At 67.3% G+C, this 11,816-nt stretch carries 11 protein-coding genes; 5 read left to right on the top strand and 6 right to left on the bottom strand.

Going from position 1 to position 11,816, the window contains the following annotated elements; translation table 11 throughout:
* Nucleotides 1–37: 37 nt before the first annotated feature.
* On the bottom strand, nt 38–1,120 hold the full coding sequence (locus ACP690_RS05845; protein ID WP_426260377.1) for a 1,9-bis(guanidino)-5-aza-nonane synthase: 1,083 nt from the start codon (nt 1,118–1,120) through the stop codon (nt 38–40).
* Nucleotides 1,121–1,238: 118 nt separating this feature from the next.
* Nucleotides 1,239–2,480, bottom strand: coding sequence for a type III PLP-dependent enzyme (locus ACP690_RS05840; RefSeq protein WP_426260378.1), 1,242 nt, complete (start codon nt 2,478–2,480; stop codon nt 1,239–1,241).
* A 139-nt stretch (nt 2,481–2,619) separates the two neighbouring features.
* On the opposite strand from ACP690_RS05840, the gene ACP690_RS05835 reads away from it, so the two are divergent.
* Nucleotides 2,620–3,582, top strand: coding sequence for a threonine ammonia-lyase (locus ACP690_RS05835; protein ID WP_426260379.1), 963 nt, complete (start codon nt 2,620–2,622; stop codon nt 3,580–3,582).
* Between the two features lie 126 nt (nt 3,583–3,708).
* Here ACP690_RS05835 and mtgA read toward each other — a convergent pair whose 3' ends face one another.
* From mtgA to ACP690_RS05815, 4 genes are all read right to left on the bottom strand, one after another.
* Nucleotides 3,709–4,392 carry a monofunctional biosynthetic peptidoglycan transglycosylase gene (gene mtgA, locus ACP690_RS05830; protein ID WP_426260380.1) on the bottom strand — a complete coding sequence of 228 codons (684 nt, stop codon included), beginning with the start codon at nt 4,390–4,392 and terminating at the stop codon, nt 3,709–3,711.
* 9 nt (nt 4,393–4,401) lie between these two features.
* On the bottom strand, nt 4,402–5,799 hold the full coding sequence (locus ACP690_RS05825; protein ID WP_426260381.1) for a flavin monoamine oxidase family protein: 1,398 nt from the start codon (nt 5,797–5,799) through the stop codon (nt 4,402–4,404).
* A 1-nt stretch (nt 5,800) separates the two neighbouring features.
* Nucleotides 5,801–6,703, bottom strand: a complete 903-nt coding sequence (gene rpoH / locus ACP690_RS05820) for an RNA polymerase sigma factor RpoH (protein ID WP_017978208.1) — start codon at nt 6,701–6,703, stop codon at nt 5,801–5,803.
* A gap of 63 nt (nt 6,704–6,766) precedes the next feature.
* The gene (locus ACP690_RS05815) at nt 6,767–7,714 is read right to left on the bottom strand and encodes an RluA family pseudouridine synthase (RefSeq protein ID WP_426260382.1); all 948 of its coding nucleotides are present in this window, start codon (nt 7,712–7,714) and stop codon (nt 6,767–6,769) included.
* 20 nt (nt 7,715–7,734) lie between these two features.
* Between ACP690_RS05815 and ACP690_RS05810 the strand changes: the two genes are divergently transcribed.
* From ACP690_RS05810 to ACP690_RS05795, 4 genes are all read left to right on the top strand, one after another.
* Entirely contained in the window at nt 7,735–8,136 is a 402-nt protein-coding gene (locus ACP690_RS05810; protein ID WP_426260383.1) for a Mov34/MPN/PAD-1 family protein, read from the top strand.
* 182 nt (nt 8,137–8,318) lie between these two features.
* A complete protein-coding gene (locus tag ACP690_RS05805; RefSeq protein ID WP_043059910.1) occupies nt 8,319–8,963 on the top strand; it encodes a histidine phosphotransferase family protein in 645 nt (214 codons plus the stop codon).
* A gap of 78 nt (nt 8,964–9,041) precedes the next feature.
* Complete coding sequence (locus tag ACP690_RS05800; RefSeq protein WP_426260384.1) at nt 9,042–11,333, top strand: chemotaxis protein CheA; 2,292 nt, start codon at nt 9,042–9,044, stop codon at nt 11,331–11,333.
* Nucleotides 11,333–11,758: a chemotaxis protein CheW gene (locus ACP690_RS05795; protein WP_294253783.1), complete on the top strand. Its 426-nt coding sequence runs from the start codon at nt 11,333–11,335 to the stop codon at nt 11,756–11,758. Before ACP690_RS05800 ends, ACP690_RS05795 begins: the two co-directional genes overlap by 1 nt.
* The last annotated feature ends 58 nt before the right edge of the window (nt 11,759–11,816 follow it).

Raw genomic sequence — 11,816 nt, 5'->3', positions numbered from 1 at the left:
ACCGGGGCGCCCTCATCATGCAGCCCGCAGGCCCGACTTACTTGTCGAACAGCTTGCCCCAGCGGTGGACCGGACGGTCCTTCCACAGGCCGCGGTGATAGGCGTCAGACGCCAGCAGCGGCATAACGCTGCCCGCTTCGGCGAACACCATCTGTTCGATGCCGGTGTTCACCTTGCCCCAGCTGGCCGCTTCCTGCAACGTCGAGGACGAGCAGGCGCCGTCGCGCACGTCGGCGACGGTGATCTGCACGGCATATTTGTGCACCTGCACGTCGTCATGACCCAGGATTTCGGCGCAAACGACGGTGTCCTGGATGAAGTTCTTCGGCACGCCGCCGCCGATCATCAGCAGGCCGGTGGTGCCGGCTTCGATCTTGATCTCGGTCAGTTCGCGGAAGTCAGCGACCGCGTCGATCATGACATAGGGCTTGCCCGCCTTGGCGGCATCGACCTGATGCTTGACGAGGCCGAAGCCGGCCGAGCTGTCGACGAACGCCGGGCAGAAGATCGGCACGTCATGCTCGTAGGCGAGCTTGACGAGGCTGTTCTCCTTCTTGCCGTGCTCGACCAGATACTTGCCCATCTCGCGGATGAACGCGCGCGACGAATACGGGCCGGCCGGCAGCGATTCCGCGATCTCGAAGATCGTGTGGTCGACGTGCTGGAGCGCTTCCTCGTCGATGTACGTGTCGTAGATGCGGTCGATGTACAGCGAACGCAGCGTGTCGTCGTCGGGGATTTCCAGCGCCTGATAGTGCTTGTGGCCGAGACCCTCAAAGAAATCCATGTCGACGATGGTCGCGCCGGTGGCGACGATGCCGTCGACCATGTTGTTCTTCACCAGCTCGGCATACAGATCCATGCAGCCGCCGGCCGAGGTCGAACCCGCGATGACGAGGAAGATCGAGCAATCCTTGTCGGCCAGCATCTGGTTGTAGATGTTGGTCGCACGGCCGAGATCGCGGCTGGTGAAGCTCATGTCCGCCATCGCCTCGACGATCGGGCGCGCGTCGAAGCTCTTGATGTCGATATGCTTGACCTGCTTGGACAGCAGCTCGGCCTTGCGGGTGTCGTTGATCGGCGCGTTGGCGCTTGCGGTCTTGGTGAGGGTGTCGGTCATGGTTCGCCTTTGGCTATCCAATACCCGTCGTCATTCACTGTTGGGGACGCGGAAACCCAATGATCTCCCCCCGCGCGGGCGCGCGAGGGGAGGGAAAGGATCGATTACGGGAGTGGCGTTACAGCTTGACGACGTTGCCCGCACGCTGCTCCGCGACGAGGCGGTCCTCGGCGTAGACCGACAGCATGGGCTCGTCGGTCACCACGACGGTGTCGCCGGTGCCGAAGCCGTTGAAGCCGGTGCGCATCGCCTGGCCATAGGCGCCGAGCATGCCGATCTCGAAATAATCGCCGGTGTTCGTATCCGCGGGTAGCGGGAACGGGCCGGCCATATAGTCGAGATCGTCGCAGGTCGGACCCCAGAAGGCGAAGTCCATGTCGCGCGCGTCCGATTCCGGCTCGCGCAGCAGCTGCACCGGATACTTCCAGCCGATATGCGCCGCATCGAACAGCGTGCCATAGGCGCCGTCGTTGATGTACAGCTCATGCCCGCGGCGGCGCTCCACGCGCACCACGACCGAGGCATATTCGGCGCACAGCGCGCGGCCCGGCTCCGCCCACAATTCGGCCGAATAGCTGACCGGCAGGCTTTCGAATGCGCGATGGATCGTCTCGAAGAAACGCTCCAGCGGCGGTGGGGTCATGCCCGGATAGGCCGAGGGGAAGCCGCCGCCGACGTCGATGACGTCGACCGTCACCGCCGCATCGACGATCGCTGCGCGCACCCGCTCCATCGCGTTCGAATAGGCGTCCGGCGACATCGTCTGGCTGCCGACGTGGAAGCAGATGCCCAAAGCGTCCGCCACCTGACGGGTCGCGATCAGCAGCTCCTTCGCCTCCGACTGGCCGACGCCGAACTTCGAACCGAGGCTCAGCTTGGCATATTCGGACGAGACGCGCAGGCGCACGCACAGCGTCAGGTCGGTCGCGCCCTGCGTGGCACGCACGATCTTCGCCAGCTCTTCCAGGCAATCGAGCGAGAAGGTCTTCACGCCATGGACGAAATACGCCTCGGCGATCGCCTCTTCCGACTTCACCGGGTGCATAAAGCAGCAGGTGGCCTCCGGCAGCGTCGCCTTCACCAGACGCACTTCCGCGATCGAAGCGGTGTCGTAATGCGTGATGCCGTTGTCCCACAGGATCTGGAGCAACGCGGGCGTCGGGTTCGCCTTCACCGCATACATCGGACGCCCCGGAAACTTCTCGACGAAGAATCGGGCGGCCCGCGCAGCGGCGTGCGGACGGACGAGCGTCACCGGATCGACCGGGCGACTCTGGGCGATGTCGATGCCCCCACCGAGAACGGAGGAACGGGCGGTCGAGAGGGGCGCTAACCCCAGCGCGCTATGGTGCTTGGCCAATTCAAGGGACCTCCAATTGCCTTACGGCATACGGTGACAAAAGCTGCCTTGCGGTTGGAAGTCCCATGGGGCAGCGGAGGCGCGATCTATGGTTGCTTGGCCTGCATGTAAAGTGGCTGATCGCACGAAAGGACGAAAAGTGACGATTTTGCGACAGCCGACGCGGGCAGGGGTGCGGGACGCGGCCGAAAAGATCGCGCGCATCCTGCCGCCGACGCCGCTTTATGTGCATGAAATCAAGGGGATGAAGGTTGCCTTCAAGGCGGAGTCCCTGCAGCCGATCGGTGCGTTCAAAATCCGCGGCGCCTGGCATCGGTTGACCGCCTTGGACGCGGAATCGCGTGCCCGCGGCGTCGTTGCCTTCTCCAGCGGCAACCATGCGCAGGGAATCGCCTGGGCTGCGAAGAGGCTGGGCATGCCGGCGACGATCGTGATGCCCGCCGACGCGCCGCGCGCAAAGCTGGAGGGCACATTGGCGCTGGGGGCGGAGGTGGTCCGCTACGACCGGGCGACCGAAAGCCGCGAGGCCATCGCCGCGCGGCTGGCGGAGGCGCGCGGCGCGACTTTGGTGCCGAGTTTCGACGATCCCTGGGTGATCGAGGGGCAGGGGAGTGCGGGAATCGAGGCGGAGGCGCAGATGACGGCGCTCGGCCTGGGCGCGCCGCGCCGCGTCGCGGTGCCGTGCGGTGGCGGAGGTTTGTCCGCGGGGCTGGCGCTCGCCCTGAAGGATGCGGCGATCACCGTCGTGGAGCCCGAGGGCTGGGACGACATGCGCCGCAGCCTGGAGGCATCATGGATCGAGCCGGTCGGCCCCAATCCGCCGCCGACCGCCTGCGATTCGTTGCAGACGCCGCGCGTATCGCCGCTGACGTTTGACGTGCTGGCCCGCCGCGATGCGACCGGCGTCGCGGTCAGCGAGGCGGAGACCGCCGCCGCGCAACGCTGGGCTGCGGAGCATCTGCGGCTGGTGGTCGAGCCGGGCGGCGCGGTGGGGCTGGCGGCGGTGCTGGCGGGGAAGGTGGCGATGGAGCCGGGGCTGCTGGTGATCCTGTCCGGCGGCAATGTCGATATCGACGCCTATGCGCGGGCGATTGCGGGCTGACTCCTTCCTCCGTCATCCCGGCGAACGCCGGGATCCATGGAAACGGTAAGCGTGCGTCAGCGTGCCGCCATCAGCGTCGCGTCTCCATGGATCCCGGCGTTCGCCGGGATGACGAGGACGTGGGGTTCAGAACCCCTTGCCGAGACAGCTATCCAGCCCGTTCCGCTTCACCACGCCGACATAGCGCGCCAGCGCGTTGCCATGCCGCCGCACGAAGCCGCGCGGGTCGATCGCGGCGCGTTTCTTGGGGAGCGGCAGCACCGCGGCGATCCGGCCCGCTTCGGTCGGCGACAGATGCGTTGCGTCGTGATCGAAATAGCGGAGCGCGGCGGCATCCGCGCCATAGGTGCCGATCCCCGTCTCGGCGACGTTGAGGTACACCTCCATGATCCGGCGCTTGCCCCACAGGGTCTCGATCAGGACGGTGAAATAGGCCTCCAGCGCTTTGCGTGCATAGCCGCCGCCCTGAAACAGGAACACGTTCTTGGCCGTCTGCTGGCTGATCGTTGATCCGCCGCGCAGGCGCTTGCCCTGCGCGTTGCTGTAGGCGGCGCTGGCGATCCCCTTCCAGTCGAAGCCATGGTGCGAACAGAAGCGCGCATCCTCTCCCGCGATCGCGGCGCGGGCCATGTCGGGGTCCATCTCGGAGAGCGGCATCCATTGCTTCGTGACGCTGCGGCCGCCCAGCAGATCGCCTGCCATCGTCCAGGTGAAGGGCACGGGCACGAAGCGGAAGATGCCGACCATCAGCACCGACACGATGACGAACGCCAGCACGGCTTTCAGCAGGATACGGAGGACGCGGCTCATCGCCGCGCTTTACGGGGCGGGGCGCTCCGGCATCAAGCCCAGGATCGCGGCCGCGGCGTCGATGCCCGTCTGGTAGGCGCCATGCGCGGTCGAAAAGTCGTGGGCCGAACAGGCCTCGCCGACGAAGAACAGCCGGTCGTCGACGGGCGCCGCCAGCGCGGCCCGCGCCCCCTTATGGCCGACCGCCGCATGGCTGTAGCTGCCATGGATATGCGCCGCGTCCCGCCAGCGCGTCGCACCGAGCGGATGGAGCCGCCGCTGCCAGTCGCTGCCCAGCAGGGCGATCAGCTCACGAATCGCAAAGTCGATCGCCGCCCGCTCGTCCGTCATCGCTTCCGCGCAGGCGCCGCCGAAGAAGCTTTCGATGATCGGCAGCCCGAACGGCGACAGCCGGTGGCTGGCGGTGCAGGCGCTGTGCGGGTTGCCGGTGAGGTGGGCATGCGCCGGCCATTCGGGCGTTTCGACGGCGAGGAACACCTTGTCGGCGAGGCCGAGCGGCAGGTTCGCCGCGGCCTGCTGCTTGTCGGGCAGCGGCGGGTCGAAGACCAGTCCGTCATACGCCGTCGTGGGTAGCGCGAGAATGACCCGCGCCGCCTCGATCGTCCCCGCAGGCGTGTCGAGCCGAATCCTCGTCCCGCGATGGTCGATCCGCGTGACGGGCGTGTCGAGCCGTACCGGCACGCCCCGGGCATGGCCGACGATCAGCGTGCCATATCCTGCGGGCAGCGCCCAATTGTCCTCGGTCGCCGCATCTTCGTAGGCCGCCCAGTCGTGGAGCGACACGCGGCCCAGCGGTGCGCCATTGGCGTAGCCGGAGATGGCATCGATCATCGGGCGCCACGGGTCGTCCGTCGCGACGAAATCCGACAGGGGGCGGTCGGGGCCGTTCAGTGCAGCGTGCGCGGCGGTTTCGAACCGGTCGTAGGCTTCGCCGAATGCGCGTTGTTCGTGCGGAGGGAAGCCGAGGTCGCGCCATTGGACGCCCCAATTGGGGGACGATCGGTCGATGGTGACGCCGGCGGCCTCGGCGATCCGGGTCCAGGGGTTGCGCTTGGCGGAGTGGAGCCAGCCGCAGCCGGCGTCGATGGTAACGGAAGCCTTCGACCCAATTCGTTCGTCACCCCGGACTTGTTCCGGGGTCCACTTGGCGGCGTGGGGGGCGTCTCGTGGCTCGAACGATCCCCCAGCGGCCCGGTGGACCCCGGAACAAGTCCGGGGTGACGGGGTGAGTGGGGCAAGCGCCGCGCCTCCATCGAGCGGCAACCGCACACTGCGCGCTCGCCCGCCAAGGCGGTCGCCCGCCTCGACCAGCAATACCTCGGCGCCTGCATCGTGCAGCGCCCGCGCCGCGGCGATGCCGGCCGCGCCGCCGCCGACGACGACGGTCAGGCCGGCCGGCACGCTCACCTCAGGCCGCGATCAGGCGCTTTTCGCCGGCGATGCGCATCATCGCCTTTTGCAACTTCTCGAACGCCCGCACCTCGATCTGGCGCACGCGCTCGCGCGACACGCCGTACACCTGGCTCAGCTCTTCCAACGTCTTGGGATCGTCGGTCAGACGCCGCTCGGTCAGGATGTGCTTTTCGCGGTCGTTCAGATCGTCCATCGCGCTGACCAGCATGTCGTGGCGGACGTCCGCCTCCTGCGCGTCGGCGACGACTGCGTCCTGCAGCGGCGCATCGTCCTGCAACCAGTCCTGCCACTGGCCCTCGCCATCTTCGCGCATCGAGACGTTGAGCGACGTGTCGCCGCCCATCGCCATGCGACGGTTCATGCTGACCACGTCGCTTTCGGCGACGCCCAGGTCGGTCGCGATCTTGGTGATGTGTTCGGGACGCAGATCGCCGTCCTCGAACGCATCGAGCTTCGACTTCATACGGCGCAGGTTGAAGAACAGCTTCTTCTGGGCCGCGGTGGTGCCCATCTTCACGAGGCTCCACGAGCGCAGGATATATTCCTGGATCGACGCGCGAATCCACCACATCGCATAGGTGGCGAGGCGGAAGCCCCGATCGGGCTCGAACTTCTTCACGCCCTGCATCAGGCCGATATTGCCTTCGCTGATCAGCTCCGACGTCGGCAGGCCATAGCCGCGATAGCCCATCGCGATCTTGGCGACGAGACGCAGGTGGCTGGTGACGAGCTGCGCCGCCGCCTCGGTATCGCCATGCTCCTGGAAGCGCTTGGCGAGCATATATTCCTGCTCGGGTTGCAGGATGGGGAATTTCTTGATCTCGGCGAGGTAGCGGTTGAGGCTCTGCTCGCCGCCGAGGGCAGGTATCGTCGCGGGGACGTTGCTGCGGGCTGCCATGATCTGATCTCCCTTATCTTGCGGAGGCGTGTCGTCCCTGTCGCGGCAACGAACGGTCCGGACCTATACGTGAAGCTCGGTGAACAGTTCCTGCATGTCTGCAGGCATATCGCTATCGAACGCCAAAGCGGTGCTTTTCACCGGATGGATGAACCCCAGATGCGCCGCATGCAAGGCCTGGCGGTGGAAACCGAGGGTTTCGAGAAGCGCTTTTTGAGCACCCTTTGTTCTACCATAGATCGGGTCGCCCAGCAAGGCATGCCCGATCGAGGCCATGTGGACGCGCACCTGATGCGTGCGCCCCGTCTCCAGCCGGCATTCGACCAGTGCCGCGTCGCGCAGCAGCTCCATCGTGCGATAATGCGTCACGGCGCGCTTGCCGCCCTGGACGATCGCGATCTTCTTGCGGTTGGTCGCCGAGCGGGCGAGGGGGGCGTCGACCTTGCCCTCCGCCGGTCGCGGCCGCCCGCCGACGATCGCGCGATAGCGCCGATCGATGCTGTGATCGTGGAACTGGCGCGCGAGGCCTTCGTGCGCGCGATCGGTCTTGGCGGCCACCATCAGCCCGCTGGTATCCTTGTCGATCCGGTGAACGATCCCCGGCCGCGCGACGCCGCCGATGCCCGACAGGCTGCCCTGGCAATGGTGGAGCAAAGCGTTGACCAATGTGCCGTCGAGATTGCCCGCCGCTGGGTGAACGACGAGGCCAGCGGGCTTGTCGATCACGATCAGATGTTCGTCTTCGTAAGCGATGACGAGCGGGATATCCTGCGCCTCGTTGTGCGGCAGCGTCGGATTGGGCACGGCGACGTTCAGCCGATCCCCCGCGCTCGCGCGCTTGGCGGGATCGCGCACCATCACCCCGTCGCGCGTCACCGCGCCGCTGGCGATCAGCACTTTCAGCCGCTCGCGTGACAGCGTCGGCACCGCATCGGCGAGCGCACGGTCGAGCCGCCAGCCATCGGCGGCAGGCGCGATCGTCGCTTCAAGGATGGAAACCCCCCGGTCCATACCGTAACGATGTGGGAACGATGGTGACGATTGCAAGCGACCTTGCCCGCCAAATCCTGCGCGCTACGACAGCGTCGCCGGAGGAAGAGGTGTGCGGCCTGCTGTTCGGTACGGCCGACGCGATCGCGGCGGTGCAGCCGTGCCGCAACGTCGCCGCCGATCCGTCGCGCTGGTTCGAGATCGACCCGGCCGCTCTGCTGGCGGCGCACCGTGCGGCACGGATCGGCGGGCCCGCGATCGTCGGCTGGTATCATTCGCACCCGAACGGGCTGGCGATGCCGTCCCCTCGCGACGCTGCGAGCGCCGCGCCCGACGGCATGCTGTGGCTGATCGCGGCGGGTGGCGCGCTGCGCGCGTGGCGCGCGGTGGAGGATGGGCCGGTCGAGGGGCGGTTCGAGGCGGTGGCGCTCGGGGTATTATAGGAACTGCCGTCATCCCCGCGGAGGCGGGGATCCATAACCTCTACCCTTTCGGCTCGATCCGCCACGCTGGCGCGTCTGGATTCCCGCCTGCGCGGGAATGACGAAAGTAGCTCGCATGCCTCGCTGCGCTTGCACCCGTGACTCATCCCCGCCACATCAGAGCGATACTTCAGGGGATACCCATGTCCGTCAGCCCGATCGATTTTGCGAGCCTGCTCTGCTCGCGCTTGTGCCATGACCTGCTGTCCCCGGTCGGCGCGCTCAACAACGGGCTGGAGCTGCTCGGCGACGAGAACGATCCCGAGATGCGCACCCGCGTTTTTCAGCTGCTCAGCGAGAGCGCACGCGTATCCGCCAACAAGCTCAAATTCTTCCGCCTCGCCTTCGGCGCCGCCGGCGGGTTCGGCGAACAGGTCGACGCGCGCGAGGCGAAGACCGCGATCGAGGGCCTGCTTGCCGACAACAAGCGCACGCAGTTCAACTGGTGGGTGGAAACGGAGACGCTGCCCAAGTCCGCGCTGAAGGTGATGCTGAACCTCGCCCTGATCGCCAGCGAGGCGCTGGTGCGCGGCGGCACGCTGGATGTCGGCGGCGAAGACAATGGCGGGCAGCTGGAGATCGTGGTCAAGATCGAAGGACCGCGGATCATCCTCGACCCCGAGTTGCGCCGTACGCTGACCGAAGGCGAGGGGGCCGAAGGCGTCACCCCGCGCGCCGCCGCCGCCTATCTGGTCCACACGCTCGCCGCCCAGGCCGGCGGCACGGTACTGGTCAGCGAACCGGCCGAGAATGTCATGATCTTCGGCGTCGCCTTTCCGAACGGCTGATCGGAGTCGGGCGCCGCAGTAAACGCGCTCTTAACCCCTCATCCGCCATGACCCCACGCGACTATCGCCCGGGGACCCATGGACGACCTGCTGCAGGAATTCATCGCTGAAACCCGCGAGACGCTCGACGCTTTGTCGGGCGAGATCGTCGCGTGGGAAGCGGATCCGGGCGATCGCGCGCGGCTGGATGCGATCTTCCGCTTCGTCCACACGGTGAAGGGCAGTTGCGGCTTCCTCGATCTGCCGCGCCTTGCCCGGCTGAGCCATGCCGCCGAAGATGCGCTGGCGACGGTGCGCGACGGCCGCCGGACCCCGGATACCGCGCTGGTCGATGCCGTCCTCGCGATCGTCGACCGGATCGGAGACATCGTCGAGGCGATCGATGGCGGCGAAGCGCTGGACGATACGGGCGAGGACCTGCTGATCGCGGCGCTGGCGGAGGATGCGCAGCCGGTCGCGGCGGTTCAGGCAGCGCACCAGCCGCGAGTCGGCTCCCGCTCCGTCCGGCTGAACGTCGACCTGCTCGACCGGATGATGAGCGGCATGTCCGACATGGTGCTCGCCCGCAACGAGCTGGCGCGGCGGCTGCGCGATGTCGATAACGACCCGCTGGTCGAGGCGGCGCTGGAGCGCCTGTCGCTGACCGTCGCCGACATGCGCGATACCGTCACCCGCACCCGCATGCAGCGGATCGACGCTCTATTCTCCGCCTTGCCGCGCATGGTCCGCGATACCGCCGGGGAGCTCGGCAAGCTGGTGGCGCTGACCATTGAGGGCGCCGACGTCGAGCTGGATCGCGAGATGATCGAGCTGATGCGCGATCCCTTGCTCCATATCATCCGCAATGCGGTCGACCATGGTATCGAGGCGCCGGCGGATCGCCGCGCGGCGGGCAAGCGCGACACCGGCCGCCTGATCGTCTCCGCGCGTCAGTCGGGCAACCAGATCCTCGTCGAAATCACCGACGACGGCCGCGGCATCGACGTCGATCGACTGGTCGAGAAGGCCAGGGCGCAAAAGATCCTGACCGCCAGCCAGGCCGCCGCGATGGATCACGCTGCCAAGCTCGACCTCATCTTCCACCCCGGCCTGTCGAGCCGCGATACGGTGACCGCGATCTCGGGGCGCGGCGTCGGCATGGACGTGGTGCGCGCCAACATCGAACAGCTTGGCGGGCGCATCCATCTGTCCAGCCAGCCGGGGCGCGGGCTCAGCATCGTAATCTTCGTGCCGCTGACGCTATCGATCATGTCGACGATCGTCGTCGGCGTCGGCGATCATCGCTTCGCGATCGCGCGTCAGTCGGTCGACGAAATCCTGCGCATTCGCGGCGAATCGGTGCGGATCGACACGATCGGCGACACGGCAGTCGCGACCGTGCGCGGACGGCGCCTGCCGATAGTATCGCTCGCCGAATTGATGGGCCTTGCCGGCGAAAAGGACCAGGCCGCAACGCTCGCGATCGTGTCGACGCGCGGCGGCGATTACGCGCTGGTGATCGATCAGGTGATCGATACCGAGGATCTGGTGGTCAAGCCGGCGGCCCCCGCCGTGATGGCGACGGGCCTGTACGCCGGCCAGACGCTGCCCGATTCGGGCCAGCCGATGCTGCTGCTCGACGGATCGGGTATGGCGACCATGGCGGGCCTGCGGTTCGACAAGACGCTGATCGCCGACGAGGCGCCGGTCGAACAGACGCGCGCGGACGCCATTCCGGCCCTGTTGTTCGAGGATCTGGACGGCCAGCGCCGCGTGATGCCGCTCGCGGCGATCGACCGCGTCGAGCCGGTGTCGGTCGACGCGATCCGCCTGACCGCGGGCAAGCTGCGGCTGGCGATCGGCGGGGCGCTCGTCCCCTTGCAGGCCGTCGCCCCGTTCGGCGACCGACGCGAAGTACCCGTGCTGCGCCTGACCGATGGTTCGACCGAGATCGCCTATGCGATCCACGAACCGGTCGAGATCGTCCATCTGCCCGATCAGATCGCGCCCGTCTTCGGCTGCGGGCCGGTTGCCGGCGTCGCGATCATCGGCGGCGAACAGGTGGAATTGCTCGACGCGCATGCGCTGTTCGCGGGCGAAGCGCTGCGACCGGCCGAACCGCGTCTGTGCCTGTTGCAAGGGGATGGCAGCGGCTGGATGGAAACCTTCCTGCGGCCGATGCTGGATGCGGCGGGCTATCGCTGCGTCACCCAGCCGCCGGCCGACGTGCCGGTCGACGTCGCGCTGGTGATGGACGATCGACCCGTCGCACCCGCCGTCGCGCGCAATGTCGTGCGGCTGCGGCGCGATCCGGGGGTGGGCGAGGGCATCTATCGCTACGACCGGTCGGCCTTGTTCGACGCGCTGGCGCGCGCGGTGGGGGAAGGATGATGGAGCTGTTCCTGATCGCCCAGATCGCGGGCCGCGGCGTCGCGATCGCCACGTCGCAGATCGATTCGGTGGTCGACATCGCCGAAACGGTCGCCGTGCCGCGCACCGCGCGCGCGATCCGTGGGCTGGTCGCCTTGCGTAGCCGCGTCGTGACGGTGATCGACACCGGCACCGCGCTCGGCCTCGCACCGATGCCCGCCCATGCGCGCCGCGCGGTGATCACGCGGGTCGATGGCCATGATTATGCGGTGCTGGTCGATTCGCTCGACGATGTCGCGCTGTTCGATCGCCAGTCGCTCTCTCCCGGCCTCGCCCTCGATCGCGGCTGGGCGCGGGTGGGCGTCGGGCTGATCGAACGGGACGACGAGGCGCTGCTGATCGTCGATCTCGCGGCGATTGTTCCGCAACAGGCCGTGGCGGCTTAACGGCCCGCTTACCCTTGCCTGTCACACAGGCATCAGAACGAACACTTCCTTCGTGAAA

It is taken from the genome of Sphingomonas sp. DC4900 (genome assembly GCF_049896485.1).
Taxonomy (GTDB): Bacteria; Pseudomonadota; Alphaproteobacteria; order Sphingomonadales; family Sphingomonadaceae; genus Sphingomonas; species Sphingomonas aquatilis.
The sequence above is the reverse complement of the archived record's forward strand: the minus strand, read 5'-3'. Positions and strand labels throughout refer to the sequence as shown.

Excerpts from the sequence above, each read along its gene's own strand:
- mtgA (WP_426260380.1), bottom strand. The coding sequence starts at position 4,392 with ATGAGCCGCGTCCTCCGTATCCTGCTGAAAGCCGTGCTGGCGTTCGTC.
- ACP690_RS05805 (WP_043059910.1), top strand. The coding sequence starts at position 8,319 with ATGTCCGTCAGCCCGATCGATTTTGCGAGCCTGCTCTGCTCGCGCTTG.
- ACP690_RS05815 (WP_426260382.1), bottom strand. The coding sequence starts at position 7,714 with ATGGACCGGGGGGTTTCCATCCTTGAAGCGACGATCGCGCCTGCCGCC.
- ACP690_RS05810 (WP_426260383.1), top strand. The coding sequence starts at position 7,735 with ATGGTGACGATTGCAAGCGACCTTGCCCGCCAAATCCTGCGCGCTACG.
- rpoH (WP_017978208.1), bottom strand. The coding sequence starts at position 6,703 with ATGGCAGCCCGCAGCAACGTCCCCGCGACGATACCTGCCCTCGGCGGC.
- ACP690_RS05845 (WP_426260377.1), bottom strand. The coding sequence starts at position 1,120 with ATGACCGACACCCTCACCAAGACCGCAAGCGCCAACGCGCCGATCAAC.
- ACP690_RS05800 (WP_426260384.1), top strand. The coding sequence starts at position 9,042 with ATGGACGACCTGCTGCAGGAATTCATCGCTGAAACCCGCGAGACGCTC.
- ACP690_RS05795 (WP_294253783.1), top strand. The coding sequence starts at position 11,333 with ATGGAGCTGTTCCTGATCGCCCAGATCGCGGGCCGCGGCGTCGCGATC.